Below are 19771 nucleotides of genomic sequence, written 5' to 3'. Positions count from 1 at the left end.
CAAACGCGAAATTGAGATAAAAAACTCAAGCACTAAGGAGACTAGGATGACTATTAAAACTAAGCTCGGTTCAATTGCTGTTGCAGCAAGCCTTGCGCTAGGCGCAGGAAGCGCTGCCGCGGAAACAGTAACCCTAAAAGTTGCTTCTTTCCCAAGCTTTGACTTGGCTGTTCAATCAGCGATTCCTCTATATAAGGAAATTAACCCGAATGTAGAGATCGAGCTGGTTTCACTGGCGTTTATGGATCACCACAACGCAATGACCACCGCACTATCTACCGGCGCTAACCTGCCTGACGTAATGGCGATTGAAGTAGGCTTCATTGGTCGTTTTGCTCAGTCTGGTGGTCTGGAAGATCTGCGTAAGGCGCCATACAACTCTGGCCAGTACGAAGACAAGATGATTGGCTTCTCAGTTGCTTTGGGTCAAAGCCCTGACGGTGGTCTGATGGCATTCCCTGCGGATATCGGCCCAGGTTCAATGTTCTACCGTAAGGACATCATGGACACTGCTGGCGTATCTGCTGACGACCTGACCCGTTCTTGGGATTCGTTCCTGGAAGCTGGTGCGAAAGTGAAAGAAGCGACTGGTAACTACATGGTGACCAACGCGACTGCCGTTGCTGGTATTCTAATCCGTACCGGTCTAAAAGACGGTGAAGGTATCTACTTCGACAAAGAAGGCAACGTAACCGTTAACAACGACCGCTTTAAAGAAGCCTTCCGCCTAGCGAAGAAAACTCGTGAACTGGGTGTTGATGCGCAAGTAGGTGCATGGAGCTCTGAGTGGACAGAAGGTCTGCGTCGCGGCACCATCGCTACTGAAATGATGGGCGGCTGGTTGGGTGGCCACTTGGCAACCTGGATTGCTCCTGAGTCTGACGGCGTATGGCGTGCATCACAACTACCTGGCGGTTCTTTCGCTAGCTGGGGTGGTTCGTTCTACGCAATCCCATCTGACTCTGACAAGAAAGCAGAAGCTTGGGAATTCATCAAGTTCATGGCTCTGAACGAAGAGATGCAAATCGCTGCGTTCCGCGACCTGGATGCCTTCCCAGCACTGGTTGAAGCACAAGAAGATGACTTCGTGAACCAGCCTGTTGCTTACCTGGGCGGTCAGAAAGCACGTCAAATCTACAAAGAGTCTGCTGACAACATCGCAGGTCTGGCTGTACACCGCAACGACCCAATCGCTGAGCAAATCATTAACGATGCGCTAGAAGCGGTACTGGAGCGTGACGCCGACATCGACGAAGAACTGGCTAAAGCTGAGAAAGCTATCCAGCGTCGTACTCGCCGCTAAGAAACCTTAACACTCGTAATTCGAAGGGGGCGCAAGCCCCCTTTTTTGTATTTTGTGCACAATCTGATTGCCTTTAATTTGTCCAGCTATATAATTTGATTTCTTGATACATGAGTATCTCTTTTAGTTACAAACGATGCTACGTAGTCTTCGTCCTGCCCTATAAGTTACTCACCGAATTCGAGATACACGGCCTTTAAGGCCAACATTAACACTATATATTTGGAAACAGTTATGTCTGATATTAAGACTGGTACCGTTAAATGGTTTAACGAGAGCAAGGGCTTTGGATTTATTGCACAAGACGGCGGCAGCGATGTATTCGCTCACTTCAGTGCAATCAAAGGCAACGGCTTCAAAACCTTGGTCGAAGGCCAAAAAGTACAGTTCACCGTTAGCCAAGGCGCCAAAGGCCCTCAAGCCAGCGATATCGAAGTACTGTAAGTACCAGCTGAATATGAGAAAGGCCGCTATCGCGGCCTTTTTGCTTTCTGGCTCCCGCTAAAATCGCCTGTCGCTTAATTCCCACTCCCTTCAATGGCGCTCGCGCTAATTAAACGCTCTGTCAGCATCTCTTGCTGAGAAAAATTTGCCTGACTGACTTCTTCCACCCGCAAGCCTTGGGGAATACGCGGCCGCAGGAATAAGTCGGTGAGCTGCTGGTTTAGTGGCTCCGGTTTGAGCCAATGCTCAAGTTGCTGTTTATTCCACTCCAGCAATAGCGGCATCGATTTCTCATGACAGCTTGCCAACTCGGGATGAGGGGGAAGGGTAATCACCGAACATGAGTAGACTCGCTCGCGCGTTTGCGGGTGCTGCCAGCGGCGGTATAGCCCACCTAACAACAGCGGCCGACCATCACTCGGGTACAGATTAAAGAAACGTTTGCCCTGCTCGCCGGCGTTGCTCTCTCCAAAACCATGGACGGGAATGATGCAGCGGTTGGTGCGAAAGGCCTGATAGCTGGCGCTGCCTAGCTGCAATAGCTTGTCATAACGGCTATTAAAGCTGGTGAACTTGCTTGGGCGAAAGCCGAATAGGTCGGGCTCCTGCAGCAGCCACCACTGCGCAGACAGACACTCCATCTGCGCGTCTTGGCGTACGATCAGTAAGGGGTCGCAGGGGAAGGGGTCAACGGACACCTTGGGGAGCAGGGGAAACAAGGGGATCTGGAGAAACTCACACAAATCCTTTACTGCACTATCATCGATAACGTTTAAGCGACCGCACATCTATCCTCACTTCCTTTTGTTACAACAGCTCGTCCCTGAACCGCGGGTAAGTTAAGTTTAGATGAGGCTGTAGAGCACGCCAAACAGTGCGCCAAAAACGCCGCCCCATACGACCAACCAACCGAGATGGCGGCGGATCATGGTCTGGATGATCTCTTTCACCAGTTGTGGGCTTAGTTCGGCCAAGCGTTGGTCGATGATTTGCGCCACCTTGTGCTGCATATCGTTTAGCATATCCGGGCTTTCCAGTTGTTCGCGCAGCAACTCATTGAACTGCTCACCCTCGCCAATCTCGATGATCGCCAACTTAAGCTTTTCGGTAAACGGTTGTTCGAGTGGTGCCAGTGCTTGGCTGCCGCCCACCATGGCGAGCATACCGCCAAATGAGGATTGCTCCACGGCAGCGGTCAGCGCGCCGAAGGCTGGGCTAAAGTCGGTCTGTTCAATCACTGGGCGAACATCGATATGGGCGGCCTGACCGCTGGCATCGCTGAGGAAGCGGTCGATATTCTCCGGGGTGAAGAACTGCTCCATCATCAGCTGCTTGATACCCGCCTTAAACTCTTGGAAGCGGGCCGGGATAACGCCAGAGCCGTAGAGGCCGGGGACCTTTTCAAACAACATATGTACCGCTAGCCAGTTGGTCATTGCGCCGGACAGGGCAAACACCCCCATGGTCATAACCAGTGGGGTGTGGGCAAAGTGGCCTGCAAGCACGAGCAAGGCTGCAAGCAGATTGGTAACAAGGCTTTTGTTCACGATTTGACGATTCCCAATGATGAAATTAGCGAGAATTGTCCGTAATTTATCGCGCTTTTCAAGCCCTGTTAGCGCAACAGGTCTTAGAGGTCATTGGGTATTGGCATGGTTTTGAGCGTGTCAGCCAGATGCAGCTTGGCCTCGGTGTGCGCTTGAATCGTTTCCAGGTCGATGCCCGGGGCGAGCTCACGCAGCAACATGCCTTGGCCAGATATCTCAATCACCCCAAGCTCGGTAACCACAAGATTGACCTGCTTGGCGGCGGTGAGCGGCAGATCGCAGCGAGTTAGTAGCTTGGGGCGACCTTTGTTAGTGTGCTCCATAGCGACGATCACCCGCTGGGCGCCCACCACCAGGTCCATCGCTCCGCCCATGCCGGGAACCATTTTTCCGGGAATGATCCAGTTGGCCAGGTTGCCCAGTTCGTCGACTTGCAGGGCGCCGAGCACGCTGACGTCGACATGGCCGCCACGGATGATGGCAAAGGAGTCGGCGCTATTAAAGCTACAGGCGCCGATGGCCGCGGTGATCGGCTGACCGCCGGCGTTAACCAGGTTAGGGTCGTGATGTTCGCTATCGGCCAAGCCATCCATCCCCAACAGGCCGTTCTCCGACTGAAGCAGGATCTCCATGTTTTTAGCGGTTTCATTGGCCACCAACGAGGGCAGGCCAATCCCAAGATTGACCACATCGCCATCGTGAAGCTCCTGTGCCACCCGCCAGGCAATCATCCGGCGCACTTGTTGTTTGCTTAGCTCACGCATCGGCTTGCTCTCTTTGGTAGATGTAATCAACGTAGATGCCGGGGGTGTGGATATGCTCCGGCAGTAGCTCGCCTGCTTCGACGATCTGCTCGGCCTCTACCACCACAGTTTTAGCCGCTGTTGCCATCAAAGGATTGAAGTTTTGGGTGGTGCCTTTGTAGAGCACATTGCCCTTAGTATCGACCACTGAGCCACGGATAAGGGCTAAGTCAGCCCGCAGTGGCGGCTCTAAGATGTAATCCTGGCCCTCGACTTGAATAATACGCTTGCCTTCAGCGATGGGTGTGCCCAAACCGGTCGGGCTGAGAACTCCGCCTAAGCCGGCACCAGCACTACGGATGCGCTCGGCCAAGGTGCCTTGGGGAACCAGCTCTACCTCGAGCTCGCCGCGGTTCATTTGCGCGCCGGTTTCCGGGTTGGTGCCGATGTGTGAGGCGTATAACTTGGCAATCCGTTTGGCATGGATCAATCGTCCCGAGCCTTTTTCCGGTGTTCCTGTGTCGGTGGATATCAGGGTGATGTTTTTAGTACCTGCGGCAAGGACCTGATCGATTAGCCCTTCAGGCGCGCCGTTGGCCATAAAGCCGCCGATCATGATGCGCATGTTGTCGCTCAGCAGCTGGCGAAGCTGGGCGGCGTCTATCCGTTTTCTCATAACCTGTTCCTTGATTGCGACGGCTCGCGCTTTGGTGAGCAAAGCTCAAGCGTATTCTAGACGTTAGCAGAGAGGCGGCGGAATAGGTGTGATCGTGGAGGAAAATATGGCTTAAGATCAGCCTGTTAACTTTGGTTTGGCAGGGCTACCGTTCAACTGAAACGAAACAAGCGCCAGGCAGGCGCTTGTTTTGCTATCGCGGTTTAACGCTTATTGCTCGAAAGCTTGGATATACAGCAGCACTCGACGGTTATGGGCACGGCCTTCTGCAGTCTCATTGGAGAACTCTGGGTGATCCTCACCAAACTCTTCGATGATCATCCGCTCACGGGTGATATCTTGAGTTTCCAGGTAGCTGGCAACCGACTCTGAACGACGCTCTGATAGCGCTTGGTTGTAATCATCGCTACCCACGCTGTCGGTAAAGCCAGAAATTAGTACACTGGTATCTGGGTACTGCTTCATATGGGCAATAATGCCGTCTAGCTTATCGGCCTGAGTAAGCTCGCTACTATCGAAGGCAAACTCAACGCGGGCACTAACACTTTCGATCATAACCGGTTCTGGCATTTGCTCTGGCTCTGGCTCTGGCGCAGGTTCTGGCATCTGCTCTGGCTCTGGAGCTGGGGTTGGCACCGGAGCGGCGGCCACACCAAACTTATAGTTAAGGCCAAGGCTGGTGAAGTGCAGATCGGTATCGATCAGCTCGTCGCCATCGCCGAGATCGTCGTAGTACTGATACTCAAGGCGTAAGTCCCAATTGCGGGCCAGTGAGTAGATAACGCCCAGGCCAGCGGTCCAGGTCCAGCCATCGTCACTGACCTTGCTGCCAGCGCCCGAGGTTTCGCCATCCCAGTAGGCTGGGCCAACTTTAGCAAAGCCCTGCCAGCGCTCGGCAAATTGAGCGTAGAGCATGGGGCTTATCTCAAACAGGTTGTAGTCGGTGTCGATTGAGCCATTGGTGGTGGCTTCGCCGCTGTACAGGTAAGAGCCTTCCAGACCAAACCAGTCGTTGAAGCGGTAACCGCCGTAGACACCCATACCGAGGTCATCGTCATCACAGCTGTCATACATATCGCCACAAGGGTCGTTGAATTTGCTGTAACCGAGCTTGCCGCCGAGATAGGGGTAGCTGGTGTCGCTGGCGAAAGAGGGGGCGCTCAAAAGCAGGCCGGCAAACGCAACAGGAATTGCCGTTTGGAATAAGGCTTTCATAACAAGTCCTTTTGTAGATTGATTAAGATCGAAATGTTTTTTGTACTTTCCGAAAAAGTATAGCAACGATCACAAAAAGCGCTGGAAAACATCTGCTTAAGCTTTTGTGTCAGTGAGAGGCATTGAGGGCAGAAAAAAGCCACGGCGATTGCCGTGGCTTGGTAAGTGTTTACTTTCGCTGTTTGGGTTTACAGCGCTGCGATGGTGGCTTGCTGCTCAAGCAGCTTGGCCTTGGCCACTTCCATCTCTTCTTGCTTGGCGCGCTCTTTGGCAATAACCGCCTCTGGCGCTTTCGAAACAAACTTCTCGTTGGCCAGTTTGCCTACCACGCGAGCCAGATCTTTCTCCAGCTTCTCCAGCTGCTTGTTGATCCGCGCCAGCTCTGCATCTTTGTCGATAAGACCCGCCATTGGAATTAGCAGTTCCATCTCGCCTAGCAAGGCGGTGGCAGAAGCGGGAGCTTCGTCGCCGTCGGCCAGAATGGTGCTGCTTTCCAGCTTGGCCAGTGAGGCCAGGAAGGCTTGGTTCTCAGACAGGCGACGCTGGTCTTCGCTTGAAGCGTTCTTCAACAATACGTTCAGCGGCTTGTTCGGGCTGATATCCATCTCACCGCGGATGTTACGCACTGCTACGATGAATTGCTTGAGCCATTCCAGATCGCTCATGGCTTGCTCGTCCACTTGCGTAGCGTCGAACTCTGGCATGGCTTGCAGCATGATGGTTTGTTCGTCACCGCCTTTGCCGGCCAGTGGCGCGATTTGCTGCCAGATGGTCTCGGTGATGTATGGGGTGATCGGGTGCATCAGACGCAGCAGTGATTCCAAGATGTTAATCAAGGTGTGGCGGGTACCGCGCTGCTGGGCTTCACTGCCTTTGAACAGTACTGGCTTGGTCAGCTCTAGGTACCAGTCACAGAACTGGTTCCAGGTGAACTCGTACAGGGTTTGTGCAGCGATATCGAAGCGGTAGCCGTCTAGCGCTTCACGGTAGGCCTTCACGGTTTGCTGGAACTGACCCTTAATCCAACGATCGGCCAGTGATAGCTCCATGTCGTCTGACACGCTGCAGTCGTGCTCTTCGCAGCTCATCATTACGTAGCGGCTGGCATTCCACAACTTGTTACAGAAATTGCGGTAACCTTCCAGGCGGTTCATATCCCAGTTGATATCACGACCGGTGGTGGCCATTGCCGCTAGGGTGAAACGCAGGGCGTCGGTGCCGTGGGCTTCGATACCGTTCTCGAAGGTCTTACGGGTGTTCTTCTCGATCTTCTTGGCTAGCTGCGGCTGCATCATGTTGCCACAACGCTTGGTGACTAAGCTTTCCAGGTCGATGCCGTCGATCATATCCAGTGGGTCAAGTACGTTACCCTTGGACTTCGACATCTTGTCGCCGTTCTCATCGCGGATAAGGCCGGTGACATACACGGTCTTGAACGGAACCTGCGGCTTGCCATTGTCATCTTTACAGAAGTACATGGTCATCATGATCATCCGGGCAACCCAGAAGAAGATGATGTCGAAGCCAGTAACCAGCACATCCGATGGATGGAAGGTTTTCAGGTCGTCAGTTTGTTCTGGCCAGCCTTGGGTGGCAAAAGTCCATAGCGCAGATGAGAACCAGGTATCCAGTACGTCGTCGTCACGGCGCAGCACGGTAACGCTGCCCAGGCCGTGCTTTTCACGCACTTCGTCTTCGTCGCGGCCTACGTAGACGTTGCCGCTTTCGTCGTACCATGCCGGAATGCGGTGACCCCACCACAGCTGACGCGAGATACACCAGTCTTGAATGTCACGCATCCACGAGAAGTACATGTTCTCGTACTGTTTAGGCACGAATTCGATTTCGCCGTTTTCAACCGCTTCGGTGGCGGTTTTAGCCAGCGGTGCTGCGCGCACATACCATTGGTCGGTCAGCATCGGCTCAATCACCACGCCACCACGGTCGCCGTAAGGCACGGTGTTGTTGTGATCGGCAATCTCTTGCAGTAGGCCTGACTCGTCGAATTTGGCCACGATGGCTTTACGCGCTTCGAAGCGCTCAAGGCCACGGTATTCTTCAGGCAAGGTGGTGTCGTAGGCATCAGAAGGCTCACCTGTGGTGGTGAATACTTCGGCCTCTTGGCGGATCATCGCATCCAAGGTCAGGATGTTGATCATCGGCAGGCTGTGACGTTTACCGACTTCGTAGTCGTTAAAGTCGTGGGCAGGGGTGATCTTCACACAGCCGGTGCCTTTCTCCATATCGGCGTGCTCATCGCCCACGATAGGAATGCGGCGGCCAACCAGTGGCAGCTCGATAAACTTGCCAATCAGGCTGTTGTAGCGCGGATCCTCTGGGTTAACCGCAACACCGGTATCGCCCAGCATGGTTTCTGGACGGGTGGTGGCTACTACCAGATAGTCTTTACCTTCGGCGGTGGTTTCGCCATCGGCCAGCGGGTAGCGCAGGTGCCACATGTGGCCCTTTTGCTCTTTGTTCTCTACTTCCAGATCCGAGATGGCGGTGTGCAGCTTTGGATCCCAGTTCACTAGGCGCTTGCCGCGGTAGATCAGGTCGTCTTCGTACAGGCGTACAAACACTTCTTCAACCGCTTTAGACAGGCCCGGGTCCATGGTGAAACGCTCGCGATCCCAGTCAACTGATGCGCCAAGGCGACGCAGCTGTTTGGTGATGGTGCCACCAGATTCGGCCTTCCAATCCCAGACCTTGTCGATAAAGGCATCGCGGCCGTAATCGTGCTTGGTCTTGCCTTCTTCAGCAGCGATTTTACGCTCAACCACCATTTGGGTGGCGATACCGGCGTGGTCGGTACCGACCTGCCACAGGGTGTTCTTGCCTTGCATACGCTGGTAGCGGATCAGGGTATCCATGATGGTGTCTTGGAAGGCATGGCCCATATGCAGGCTGCCGGTGACGTTTGGCGGTGGGATCATGATGCTGTAGGCATCTTTGCTGGTGTCACCGTGAGGCTTGAAGTAGCCTTTTTGTTCCCACTCTTGATACAGAGCTTGCTCAATGGCACTGGGGTTGTAAGTCTTTTCCATCGGATCTGTTGACTCTAATTCGATTGATGCTTTGTGTAGGCCTCGGTCTCCAAGTTTAGACCGTGCTGGCGGTACACTCGATAACGCTCTCGTGCCGCTGCTTTGCCGTCATCGTCGGCGGGCACAAAATCAATGGTTAACTGGTACTGTCTGGCAAACTCGGGTGCTTCAGGGCACAGGTTCACCAAGATTTGACGCCGTTGTGTCGGCGCCTGCCAGCCTATTTCGACTGGCGCCCCTCCTCGCGGACCTTCGCCGCTAAGGTTGTGGGGAACGAACTGGCTGGCTTCAAACTGCCAGAGCTGTTCGTCGATACGTTCCGCTGCGGCCTGATCGGGCGCGAGAACATAGATGCGTGCACCTTGTTGGTAATGACTGGCGATCAGCTCGCAGGCATGGTGGTACAAGGCTTCGCTGTCGGCATGCACCGAATCGGGCATGATATAAAATTTCGCATTCATAGGCTACTTTTCTAGCACTGGTTCTGCCCTTCTTTACGGGCGTAAGTTAGCAGGCACAAAAACGAAAACAGGGAGCAAAAGCTCCCTGTTGTGTTCCAGCCCGTGTTACTCGTCAATTTCCTGGCCGGAGCGACTCAGCAGGAACTGGGTTAGCATCGGCACCGGGCGGCCGGTGGCACCTTTGTCTTTACCCGACTTCCAGGCGGTGCCGGCAATGTCGAGGTGGGCCCAGTTATATTTCTTGGCAAAGCGCGATAAGAAGCACGCGGCGGTAATGGTGCCCGCGCCTTTGCCACCAATATTGGCCATGTCGGCAAAGTTAGACTGCAGCTGCTCTTGGTACTCTTCACCCAGCGGCAGACGCCATGCTTTATCACCACTTAAATCAGAGCTGTTGATAAGCTCATGGGCCAGCGGGTTGTGTGGGCTTAGCAGGCCCGAGGTATGATGGCCCAAGGCAATCACACAGGCGCCGGTTAGGGTCGCGGTATCAATTACCAGCTCTGGTTCGTAGCGCTCCACGTAGGTGAGCACATCACACAGTACCATGCGGCCTTCAGCGTCGGTGTTGAGCACTTCAACGGTTTGGCCCGACATGGTAGTGATGATGTCGCCGGGGCGGTAGGCATCGCCTGCGGGCATGTTTTCACAGCCAGCCAGAATACCGATCACCTTGATGGGCAACTGCAACTCAGCCAGTGAGCGCATGGTGCCCAAGATACCGGCGGCGCCGCCCATATCGTATTTCATCTCATCCATGCCAGCGCCTGGTTTGAGCGAGATACCGCCTGAGTCGAAGGTCAGGCCTTTGCCGATAAGTACAATCGGTTTGTCGTTCTCGTGGCCCGGCGCACAGTACTCCATCACGCTCATTACCGACTCGTTGGCGCTGCCACGGCCAACCGCTAAGTAAGAGTGCATGCCGATCTCTTCCAGCTCTTTCTCGCCGAAGCGACTAAAGCTTAGGTTGTCGAAATCTTTACATAGCTGTGCGGCTTGAGTGGCCAGGTACTCTGGGTTGCACACGTTCGGTGGCTGGTTGGCCACGTCTTTGGCTTGCTCCACGCCCTTGGCGACCGCCAGGCCGTGTTGAATGGCTTTTTCACCCACTGCTAGTTCGCGGCGAGTTGGTACGTTAAACACCAATTTACGCAGTGGACGGCGAGCTTCTTCAAAGTTGCTCTTGTAGTTAGTGAAGCTGTACAGGCTTTCTTGAGTGGCCTCAACCGCTTGGCGCACTTTCCAATAGGTGCTGCGCGACTTAACGTGCAGTTCTGGCAGGAAGCACACCGCTTCCATCGAACCAGTCTCGTTTAGGGTGTTAATGGTTTTGGTGATGATCTGACGGTACTGACGTTCATTCAGTTCGCGTTCTTTACCACAGCCCACTAATAGTACGCGCTCACTGAGCACGTTCGGTACATGATGCAGCAGCAATACTTGTCCGGCTTTACCTTCAAGATCGCCACGGCGTAGTAGTGCGGAGATGTAACCGTCACTGATTTTGTCTAGCTGCTCGGCTACTGGAGACAGTCGACGGGGTTCGTACACGCCGACGACAATACAAGCGCTTCGTTGTTTTTCTGGGCTACCGCTTTTTACGCTAAACTCCATGAATACTCCTACAATCACCAAATCTGGGTTAAGATAGCTTGCCTGCTAACTGATAGGTGCGGCATCTGACTATTTGATTCTTCAATATGGGCGAGCTGGCCCTGTTTTGCTATACAAAACTATCAAAAACACAAAGTTTAACGTAATTTTTTGCCATTGGCAGCATAGATACATATTTTGAGTGGGCCGCTGAGTGCTTGTTTTCCGATACTTATTTAGAGAAACCTTTAAAACCCAGATAGCTGTTCTGGCGATTCTACTGCTGATCTTCTCCTCGCAAAAATTTGTCCGCATCCTTGGCCAAGCTGCTGATGGCAGCATTCCCGGCAACATTATTGCTCAGCTGATGCTTTTCAACATGCCTAGCTTCTTAGTGCTCATTTTACCAATAAGTTTGTTTATTGGGGTGTTGCTGGCGCATGGGCGCTTATACGCAGAAAGTGAGATGGTTGTGTTACAAGCCTGTGGCTACAGCACCAGCCAATTATTGCGCGATACCATGGTGTTGGGGCTCATCTCGATGGCGTTTTCTGCGGCCAATACCCTCTATGTGAGTCCCTATACTCAAGAGCTGGAGCAGCGCCTGTTTGATCAGGTAAAGGCTGAAGCCGGCTTAGCAACCTTAGTACCGGGGCGCTTCACTTCGCTAGGTGGCGGCGCGGTTACTTTTGTTGAGCAGATCACCAACAAGGGCCGCCAGCTAGAGAAGGTGTTTGTGGCGCACAGCCCTGACGATGAGGATGCCCGCGCATCCATCGTGATGGCCAGCAAGGGCGAGATCGAAGAGCACGACGATGGCTCGTTGTGGCTGGTACTGCGCGATGGTAAGCGCTTCGAGCAGGCGCCCGAGCACCTCGATCACAGCGTACTGCACTTTGAAGAATATCAGGCGCACATCTCCGAACGCGGCGATGTGCAAACCCAGCGACGCCTACGGGCGCTGCCCACCGAGCAACTATTAGCTAATCGCGAAGACCTGCGGACAGAAGCCGAGCTGCAGTGGCGGATTGGCCTGCCCTTGTCAGTCCCGATTCTGGTGATGCTGGTGGTGCCGCTGGCGGCGGTGAACCCACGCCAAGGGCGTTACGCCAAACTGCTGCCGGCTATCTTGCTCTACCTTAGCTACTACCTGTTGCTGAGCGCCGCGCGCAGTGCTTTGGAAGATGGCAAGTTGCCGCCGCAGATCGGCCTATGGGCGGTACATGGATTGATGTTCACAATTGGTTCGGTCTACCTGTTCCTACGCAGCGAATGGTTCTTGATCGGGCGCCAATGGTTAAAGGGTAAATAAGTGTTTCGAATTCTAGATTGGTACGTGGGTCGTACCATCCTATTTGCCAGCTTTATGGTGCTGCTGACCCTGCAGAGCCTGAGCATGATCATCAAGTTTGTAGAGCAGCTTGGTGCGGTCGGTCGTGGCGACTATCAGATCGTTGATGCCCTGTGGTATGTGGTGCTAAGTGTGCCTAAAGAGCTGGAGCTGTTCTTCCCGGTAGCCGCCTTGCTCGGCTCTCTGATTGGCCTAGGCACCCTTGCCAGCTCGTCGGAGCTGACGGTGATGCAAGCGGCGGGCTTGTCGCGCTTTAACATCTCAGTGTCGGTGCTGAAGACTGCGGTACCGATGATGGTCCTGATGATGCTACTCGGTGAGTACGTAGCCCCAGATACTGAGGTGATGGCCAAAGAGCTGCGCTCCAGCAAGATCTCTGGCGGTTCGATGATGGCGGTGCAGCGCGGGGTATGGGCCAAAGACGGCGATAGCTTTGTGAACATCTCTGAGGTGCGCGATAACCAGCGTCTGCTGAATATCACCATCTACCACCTGAACGATGACAACGACTTGTACCGGCTGATAGAGGGCGATGCGGCCTACTTCAAAGACGGACAGTGGTGGATTGAAACCGCTCGGATCACCGAGTTCGATGATGAGCAAATCAAACGCGCAGAGGTGAACGATCTGCCCTGGGCCAGTACTCTGACCCCAGAAAAACTAAGCGTGGTGGCAGTCAAGCCGCTAGATTTGTCGATCACCGGTCTGGTGTCGTACATCGATTATTTGAAGATGAACAAGCAAGATCCGGCCCGCTATGAGCTGGCATTGGCGCGTAAGATAATGATGCCCATCGTTACTGCGATTATGATGCTGCTGTCACTTTCATTTGTATTTGGTCCGCTACGCAGCTCCAGCATGGGGGTGAAGATCATCCTGGGTGTGGTGGCAGGCTTTAGCTACTACATCGCCGATCAGGTGTTGGGCTCGGTGAGTCTGGTGTATGGCGTGCCGCCGTATATTGGCGCGGCTTTGCCTAGCGTGTTTGTGTTGGGCTTGGCCTTGGTGTTGATTAACCGGCGGGCCTAACAGAGTTAGCGACGAATTGGATAAGGCGCTGCGAGCAATACGTAGCGCCTTTTTTGTTATTTCGCGTTGGGCCTTACTTGTTGGGTTTGGGCAGGGTGACCACGACGCAGCGCGCCCATAAATCTTGAAACGCGAGGTTCTCGCGGGTCACCAGCACCATCAGGTTGCCAAGGCCGAAGGCGGCGGTAAATAAGCGTAAGCAGGCTTGGGAGATGGAGATATTGCTGCCGTCTTTGTTCTGCACCCGCAAGCGCCATGCACGCATGCCGATGGTTTGCCCCGCACGGGTCCAAAACCAGATAAAAAACACCACCACGCCGCCCCAAATCAGCAGCTGCGACCACCACTGTTGGGTGAGATAGGTGGAGTGCTCCATCCCATCTGGTAAGCTAATGACTCCCAGCGCATTAGCGATAGCGGTCAGCGCCAGACTGAGCATGGTCATCACCAAGGCGATCGCCGAGGCCATAAAGAAGTCGTAGATAAACGCAGCGAGGCGACGAAAGAAACCGGCATTGGGCAGCGCGGCGTACTGGGCTTGGCTAGTCATTGGTTACACTGATAATCATCCTGGATGGAGGCATTCTAACAGAGGCGTCAGACAACGGAATGGCAACTTGCTGCAAGATTAAACAAACAGTCATAAAGCGGTAAAAAAGCACTTGCCAATCTAAGCGCGCTCCTTATAATGCCAGTCACTCGCTAACGCGAGAACACAATATGATGCCAGTGTGGTGAAATTGGTAGACACGACGGATTCAAAATCCGTTGCCTTTGCGGGCGTGGCGGTTCAAGTCCGCCCACTGGTACCATCACAAACTAACCAGCCTATAGCGCTGGTTTTTTTGTGCCTGAATTTTGAGAATGGCTGGTTTTGGGCCGGAGAGTTCCCCGCCACGCCCGGGGTGGCGGCCAACGGTTGGCTCGGTTAAGTACGCCTACTAGGTACCATTACAAATCAACCAGCCTATGGCGCAGGCATAGTCCTCTCCATTCTTGTCAGAAGGGGTTAGCTGCCAAGGGCTTTCGAAAATCGTGCTATCGATGAGCTTTCCAATAAAGCCAGTATGTTGTTTGGCTTTTCTGGGATTTAAGGGGCTCCGCTGCAAGCAACCTTCTCAAAAGTGTGGCCAATGTAGCATTATGGTTGCGAATCAATGGGGCCTTATGTACGGTGTGGCCTTCTCGTCAAGTTCAAGAGCGAGGTCCGAGTCAGTTGGCGCTAGTCATAACTGGGGTTATTTAAGGTGAGCAAGCCAGCAATAAGTCTTATATCTAAGTTCATAGTGATTACTGGACACGAGTCTAAAACACAAATTTGAGCGCATAGAATCTAAGTTAAAATGTTTAGAGCTAAATCGATACTCAGTAACTCGTTAGTGCAAATTGTGGAAAAAGTGATTTCCATGATGATTAACTTGGTCGTGGTAACATTAGTGACTCGAAGTTTGGGTGCCGCTCAATGGGGGGCGCTATCCTACCTTCTGTCGCTTGTCGGACTGTTTATTCCGTTTACCGCGCTTGGCCTAAACGGCCTCATTTCAAGAGAACTACTAAATCGCCCTAAGCAACATGACGAGGTGCTAGGCACCGCCATTGGTATTCGCTGTTTGGGCGGATGTGTCGGAATGGCGACATTGTACTTTCTTGGTGTTCATTGGTTACTCCCCGCAGGGATCTCTAACGCGGCTTATTTAGTTTTGCTGATGGGAGGGGGAAGCACCGCGCTACTTGGACTGAACTTCTACTATGAGTCGCGCATGCAATTGCATGTACCTGCGCTCATTCGTTTTTTCTCGGTCGTTATTTGTAGCGGCTTGAAAATTCTTAGCCTTTCTTCTGTTAACCCGCTGCATTGGCTGATTATTGTTTTCGGCATTGAGTTCTTAATCCAAGGCTTTGGTGTGTTGGTATGCTACCATGTGCAAACTAAAGCGCTACTAAGGTGGCGCTTTGAGCCCTTGATGTGCAAGTTCTTTTTTTCAAGAAGCTTCTGGCTGATACTCTCTTCGGTTGCAGTTGTCGTTAACGAAAAATTTGACCAGATCATGCTTGCTAGAATGACCTCCATGGAAGAGGTGGGTTACTACGCCCTAGCGGCAAGACTCTCTGAGATTTGGTACTTTATCCCCCTAGCGATTACTGCGGCTTTGTTTCCAAGGCTTATGTCGCTTAGGGAAGTAAATCGAAGCAAATATTTGACTAGGTTGCAGCGAAGTTGTGATGGCCTATTCGTGTTAGCTCTAGCGTTAGCATTATCTGTTCAGTTGCTAGCTAAGCCTATGGTCTCTTTCGTATTTGGCGACACCTATTTGCCAAGTGCTACCGTACTGGCTGTGCATATATGGGCTGGAGTGTTTGTCTTTATGCGAACCTTGGCAAGCAGGTGGTTAATGATGGAGGATTTGCTCAAGTTTTCTCTCGTGACACACCTAACTGGTTGCGCGATAAATGTGCTACTGAATTTATGGCTAATTCCTGAGATGGGGGCGATTGGCGCGGCCCTAGCTACATTGATATCCTATGCAAGCGCGGGATGGTTAGCGTTCTTTTTTAGCGAGAAAACTCGACCCATGGCTTGGGTTATGACTCGTTCATTACTGACTCCTCTACGGATTCATCGGATTTTTAAGTGGTAGCGAAATGATTTTCAACCGACATCGATTCAATTTGAGTAAATTTAAGCAGACTATAAAGTCGTTACTTTTGTCTATAATGAGACCGCTTGCTAATTTGATGAGTGGCTCTCAGGGATTATCAAGACTTTACTACAGTGTCTTTTCTGGACAGTTTAAGCGAGAGCAACATGCGGTATTATCTGGGCAACGGGCTTATCAAAAGAGCTTACATACCATCGGTGATAGCTCTGTGTTACTGCGTAGAAACATTCATCGCTTAGAGAAAGGGCTGATAATGCGCCCAAGGAGAAGTGTGTTTGCTAAAGATTATCTCGCAGAGACTCTCAATTGTTACTCACGATGTGTCGCTGCTGGTAGTGTTGAGCGCCAGGAGATGCAGTGGGCCTTTGATGTCCTGACAGAGTACTTTTCAGTTGTTGATTTATCATCGCCATGGCTCGATAAAGCTTACAACCAATTCAGCCAACTGCCTAAGCCTGCCAGTAGCAACGATTTCATTCCTTATTGCCGTGATGAAGGTGTGAAAAGCGATGTAAATTATGAGCAATTCTTAGCGCTCTGTCAGCAGCGCCGCTCGGTTCGTTGGTATCGAAAAGAAGCTGTTCCTATAGAACTCATTGAACAAGCAGTTCAAGCTGCAAGCTTAGCGCCTTCTGCTTGTAACCGTCAGCCGTTTCGCTTTTATACTGCTGTACAGGAACAGCAAGCGCAGGAGATTGCTAACATAGCAATGGGAACAGTGGGGTTTTCGCATAATATTCCAGCAATGATTGCTGTTGTGGGAGACTTATCTGCATACCCGTTTGAACGTGACAGGCATGTTATCTATATCGACGGATCATTGGCTGCCATGCAGTTGATGTTGGCGCTGGAAACCTTAGGACTATCTACATGTCCTATTAACTGGCCAGATCTAGAGAAGAAAGAGCGCGATCTTTCTAAATTACTTAAGTTGAAGCCCTATGAACGGCCAATTATGCTGATCTCAGTCGGATATCCAGATCCAGGTGGCATGATCCCATACTCACATAAGAAATCACCAAAACAGCTTATCAAAGAGGTTTAGTAGATAAGTTATACGCTTTTACTTATTACTAATACGTAAAATGTTAATAATGCTTAAGAACACTGAAGATAGGGGAAGTGGACAGACAAACGCCGACTTACGCTAGGTCATCAAAGTCGCCCGCTAAAAATGGCTTTCGGATAAAGTGCTAACTGTTCTTTATTCTGCACGTAGAAGCGGTCTGCAATATAGTACATGAGCATTCCAGTCAGTGACTTACTGTAGAAGCGGCAGCCCGTTTCTACATGTACAACCTTAGCCTTGCAGAAAAACTTAAAATAAATTGAAGTAATCACAGACAAACCTGGTCCTGTAGAAAGAACAGCCTTGGGAGAGTAGTTCTGTTTTATTCCATGTAGCATTTTGAGCAGTTTCAGGCTTCGGCTGACGACGGTTACTATGCTATTTCGGTGCTTATCTCTGATTTCCGGTAATGAAAACTGAGTGTCAGCCAAACTGTTTAGCTTTAGTGAATCAGTTAGCACTAGTATCTTTCCCTTATCTAGTGGTGCTAAGCCTTCGACCAGTTTACGCATTTCAGCTTCATGGCCTCCTTGGCCGTAGGCTAAGACAATATCATAGTTACTATTCATTCGTTTTTTCAATATCAAGGAAGGTTAAAATAAGCTAAATCGTTTTGCGTATAACAAACGCGTGTCGTGCTGTTGTTTTCGTTATCGGTAGATAAACTCAGTAATCTCCTCAAATTTAAAGAACTTGGTAGGAGAATAAGTATTTGGGGAAAAGTTAGTGCTATCATCGATACAGCGTCTTAGTGACTCTATCTCCCAAGCAACTAAAGCATAGCCATTGCGCTCCACATGCTGGGCCAAGTCGAGTTGATGCTTATCAACGCGCTCAAGATTGGGGACGACAATAATTTTCTTGCCCATCTCAAGTAAGGAAAAAACGCTACCAGCACCTGCGTGGGTTATGACTAAGTCAGCATCTTGGTAGTGTTGCTCAATATTATCCAAAAACACATGGCCAAAGCTTAAACTAGGGTCGGCATGTTGCAGGGTCATATCGTGCGCGCCTATGGTTCGGGCTTTCTCAGTAAGTGAACTAAATCGTGTTGTTCCGACTGTGACTAAAATTTTCATAACTGTCCTCCAAATACTACATTTTAGGAAAGATATTGTTTTACAAAATCATATGGACTGAAGTTATCAATGATGTGTTGCACTAAGCCGCCTACTTGCAAGTGAGTTGGGAATTTTTGCACCGTTTCGGCTGCGTTGTTAAATTTACAAATATGCTTAACAAAAGCTGCAGGAACGACCGAGCATATTACTTCGCCAAACTCGTTTAACTGGAATTTGCTACTCATTGCAAGGTGGCCCTATCTTCGGTGACTGACGCTATCAATATATTCCGGCAGTAATCTATATTATTCCTCCTCCAGAATGGCATAGCGATAGTAACCCCCCATAGAAAAGTTACGAACCCATTAAATAGCACATGGCCAGCGATTGATGAAATAACAATCAAAACAAAAGTTGAAATTGAAATGGATAGTTTTAGATCGCGCATTACACTGTCATCATTATTTGGAAGTAGTTCCACCGATTTAAACAAAAGGCGTAAAAATATCACAAAAACAGTAAAGGTTAACAATCCGAAGATGAACACAATGTCAATAGGGTCTATTTCCACACGTGGCTTATTAAACTTATTTAGTTCTTCAAAGCCATAGCCAAACAGTAATCTCGGCAACCCTTCTTCAATAAAGCTTGGATAAATGTCCCAAAAGAACAGGTCGCGATCCGATAGTATGGCGCGAGTTAACCCGCCAGTGTTATAAAAATGAACAATCCTCTCAAAAATTGCAGACTCTAAGAATAGCTGATAAACGAAAACAGAAGCTACGACAACAATTGGCAAAAGAGCTGAAAGTGTCATTAGTATTTTAGGAGTGAGATAAAAGCGCGAAAGCAAAACCAACATCGATATAATAATCACACTAAGAATGCCACTCTTAGTGCCTATCAATGCAGCGAGAATAGCATAGAAAAGAGATGTTGCGCAAAATACGAGTGTGCCTTTCTTAATTGCATCCACTAGCATAAAAGTACAAATGATTACAATAATTCCTGAAAGCGCATTTCCAGAGTCGAAAAATCCCTTAGCTCCAAATAACCCATATGCTGTACTGCCAATACCTATAATAGAAGCAAAGATATTTAATGAGAGTACGGCTAGTGTAATTTTGATAAATTTAGGATAACTGTTTTTGCAGCTGATTAAGCGGAAAGTAGAAAACACCAGGAAAACAATAAAGGTACTAACTAGTTTAAGAGCTTCTCCGAAATCAAAAACTAAGAAGTGCAAACCACCAGTAATGTTTTGCGCAACACTCCAGCTAATCGCGAAAGTCATTAGCCCTACGCTAAACAAAAAGTAACTATAGTTTCTCCTTAGTAATTGAAATAGCCCTACAAAAAGAAAAAGCAACTTGTAAAGCACTGAAATTTTGAGGTCGACTCCCACCTTCATTACGAAAAAACCTGTCAATGAGTCAACAAACAATAGCCCGCATGCCATAGAAAAAAGAAATCTCTCCAAGATATGGTCAAACGAGCTTATGTCAACAATATGGTTATTTGATGCTTGCTGTGTCATTATATATCGCTCTTTCCAAGGAAACGTTGCGACTT

General features: G+C 50.7%; 19 protein-coding genes and 1 tRNA gene. 7 read left to right on the top strand and 13 right to left on the bottom strand.

The genetic code is table 11. The features are described 5' to 3' along the window. The first annotated feature begins 46 nt into the window (after nt 1–46). Together G462_RS0104150 and G462_RS0104145 are read left to right on the top strand one after the other, a co-directional pair. On the top strand, nt 47–1303 hold the full coding sequence (locus G462_RS0104150; protein WP_026957865.1) for an extracellular solute-binding protein: 1257 nt from the start codon (nt 47–49) through the stop codon (nt 1301–1303). Nucleotides 1304–1537: 234 nt separating this feature from the next. Next, the gene (locus G462_RS0104145; RefSeq protein ID WP_026957864.1) at nt 1538–1747 is read left to right on the top strand and encodes a cold-shock protein; all 210 of its coding nucleotides are present in this window, start codon (nt 1538–1540) and stop codon (nt 1745–1747) included. Between the two features lie 74 nt (nt 1748–1821). Here G462_RS0104145 and G462_RS0104140 read toward each other — a convergent pair whose 3' ends face one another. The 8 genes from G462_RS0104140 to pepA form a co-directional block, all read right to left on the bottom strand. Beyond that, nucleotides 1822–2535 carry an SOS response-associated peptidase family protein gene (locus G462_RS0104140; protein WP_026957863.1) on the bottom strand — a complete coding sequence of 238 codons (714 nt, stop codon included), beginning with the start codon at nt 2533–2535 and terminating at the stop codon, nt 1822–1824. Between the two features lie 57 nt (nt 2536–2592). Beyond that, a complete protein-coding gene (locus tag G462_RS0104135) occupies nt 2593–3294 on the bottom strand; it encodes a DUF445 domain-containing protein (RefSeq protein ID WP_026957862.1) in 702 nt (233 codons plus the stop codon). 83 nt (nt 3295–3377) lie between these two features. Next, nucleotides 3378–4058 carry a 3-oxoacid CoA-transferase subunit B gene (locus tag G462_RS0104130; protein WP_026957861.1) on the bottom strand — a complete coding sequence of 227 codons (681 nt, stop codon included), beginning with the start codon at nt 4056–4058 and terminating at the stop codon, nt 3378–3380. Next, nucleotides 4051–4713 (bottom strand): CoA transferase subunit A, encoded by a 663-nt coding sequence (locus G462_RS0104125; RefSeq protein ID WP_026957860.1) that lies wholly within the window; start codon nt 4711–4713, stop codon nt 4051–4053. The genes G462_RS0104130 and G462_RS0104125 overlap by 8 nt, the downstream gene beginning before the upstream one ends. A gap of 210 nt (nt 4714–4923) precedes the next feature. Then, nucleotides 4924–5928: an OmpA family protein gene (locus G462_RS21695; RefSeq protein ID WP_051326519.1), complete on the bottom strand. Its 1005-nt coding sequence runs from the start codon at nt 5926–5928 to the stop codon at nt 4924–4926. Between the two features lie 188 nt (nt 5929–6116). Next, nucleotides 6117–8975 carry a valine--tRNA ligase gene (locus G462_RS0104115; RefSeq protein WP_026957859.1) on the bottom strand — a complete coding sequence of 953 codons (2859 nt, stop codon included), beginning with the start codon at nt 8973–8975 and terminating at the stop codon, nt 6117–6119. A gap of 14 nt (nt 8976–8989) precedes the next feature. Further along, nucleotides 8990–9436: a DNA polymerase III subunit chi gene (locus tag G462_RS0104110; RefSeq protein WP_026957858.1), complete on the bottom strand. Its 447-nt coding sequence runs from the start codon at nt 9434–9436 to the stop codon at nt 8990–8992. A gap of 105 nt (nt 9437–9541) precedes the next feature. After that, a complete protein-coding gene (gene pepA, locus G462_RS0104105) occupies nt 9542–11050 on the bottom strand; it encodes a leucyl aminopeptidase (protein ID WP_026957857.1) in 1509 nt (502 codons plus the stop codon). 193 nt (nt 11051–11243) lie between these two features. Between pepA and lptF the strand changes: the two genes are divergently transcribed. Together lptF and lptG are read left to right on the top strand one after the other, a co-directional pair. After that, nucleotides 11244–12341, top strand: coding sequence for an LPS export ABC transporter permease LptF (gene lptF, locus G462_RS21690; protein ID WP_051326518.1), 1098 nt, complete (start codon nt 11244–11246; stop codon nt 12339–12341). After that, the gene (lptG, locus tag G462_RS0104095) at nt 12342–13409 is read left to right on the top strand and encodes an LPS export ABC transporter permease LptG (protein WP_026957856.1); all 1068 of its coding nucleotides are present in this window, start codon (nt 12342–12344) and stop codon (nt 13407–13409) included. 73 nt (nt 13410–13482) lie between these two features. Here the strand turns inward: lptG and G462_RS0104090 are convergent, their stop codons facing one another. Then, the gene (locus G462_RS0104090; RefSeq protein WP_026957855.1) at nt 13483–13959 is read right to left on the bottom strand and encodes an RDD family protein; all 477 of its coding nucleotides are present in this window, start codon (nt 13957–13959) and stop codon (nt 13483–13485) included. Between the two features lie 175 nt (nt 13960–14134). Here G462_RS0104090 and G462_RS0104085 point away from each other — a divergent pair. The 3 genes from G462_RS0104085 to G462_RS0104075 all read left to right on the top strand — a co-directional run bounded on the left by G462_RS0104085 (nt 14135) and on the right by G462_RS0104075 (nt 17114). Continuing rightward, nucleotides 14135–14221: transfer RNA gene (locus tag G462_RS0104085), tRNA-Leu, on the top strand. 531 nt (nt 14222–14752) lie between these two features. After that, entirely contained in the window at nt 14753–16048 is a 1296-nt protein-coding gene (locus G462_RS0104080) for a flippase (RefSeq protein WP_026957854.1), read from the top strand. Nucleotides 16049–16340: 292 nt separating this feature from the next. Then, a complete protein-coding gene (locus G462_RS0104075) occupies nt 16341–17114 on the top strand; it encodes a nitroreductase family protein (RefSeq protein ID WP_245579529.1) in 774 nt (257 codons plus the stop codon). 110 nt (nt 17115–17224) lie between these two features. On the opposite strand, the gene pssD is transcribed toward G462_RS0104075, so the two are convergent. From pssD to G462_RS0104060, 4 genes are all read right to left on the bottom strand, one after another. Further along, nucleotides 17225–17707, bottom strand: coding sequence for a PssD/Cps14F family polysaccharide biosynthesis glycosyltransferase (pssD, locus tag G462_RS0104070; RefSeq protein WP_026957852.1), 483 nt, complete (start codon nt 17705–17707; stop codon nt 17225–17227). An 81-nt stretch (nt 17708–17788) separates the two neighbouring features. Next, nucleotides 17789–18217, bottom strand: a complete 429-nt coding sequence (gene pssE, locus G462_RS0104065; RefSeq protein ID WP_026957851.1) for a PssE/Cps14G family polysaccharide biosynthesis glycosyltransferase — start codon at nt 18215–18217, stop codon at nt 17789–17791. Between the two features lie 23 nt (nt 18218–18240). Next, on the bottom strand, nt 18241–18444 hold the full coding sequence (locus G462_RS24445) for a hypothetical protein (protein ID WP_157378554.1): 204 nt from the start codon (nt 18442–18444) through the stop codon (nt 18241–18243). Further along, complete coding sequence (locus tag G462_RS0104060) at nt 18441–19736, bottom strand: O-antigen ligase family protein (RefSeq protein ID WP_026957850.1); 1296 nt, start codon at nt 19734–19736, stop codon at nt 18441–18443. The genes G462_RS24445 and G462_RS0104060 overlap by 4 nt, the downstream gene beginning before the upstream one ends. Nucleotides 19737–19771 lie beyond the last annotated feature (35 nt).

Origin of the sequence: Aliagarivorans taiwanensis DSM 22990 (assembly GCF_000429505.1) — a bacterium.
GTDB lineage: Bacteria > Pseudomonadota > Gammaproteobacteria > Enterobacterales > Celerinatantimonadaceae > Aliagarivorans > Aliagarivorans taiwanensis.
The sequence above is the reverse complement of the archived record's forward strand: the minus strand, read 5'-3'. Positions and strand labels throughout refer to the sequence as shown.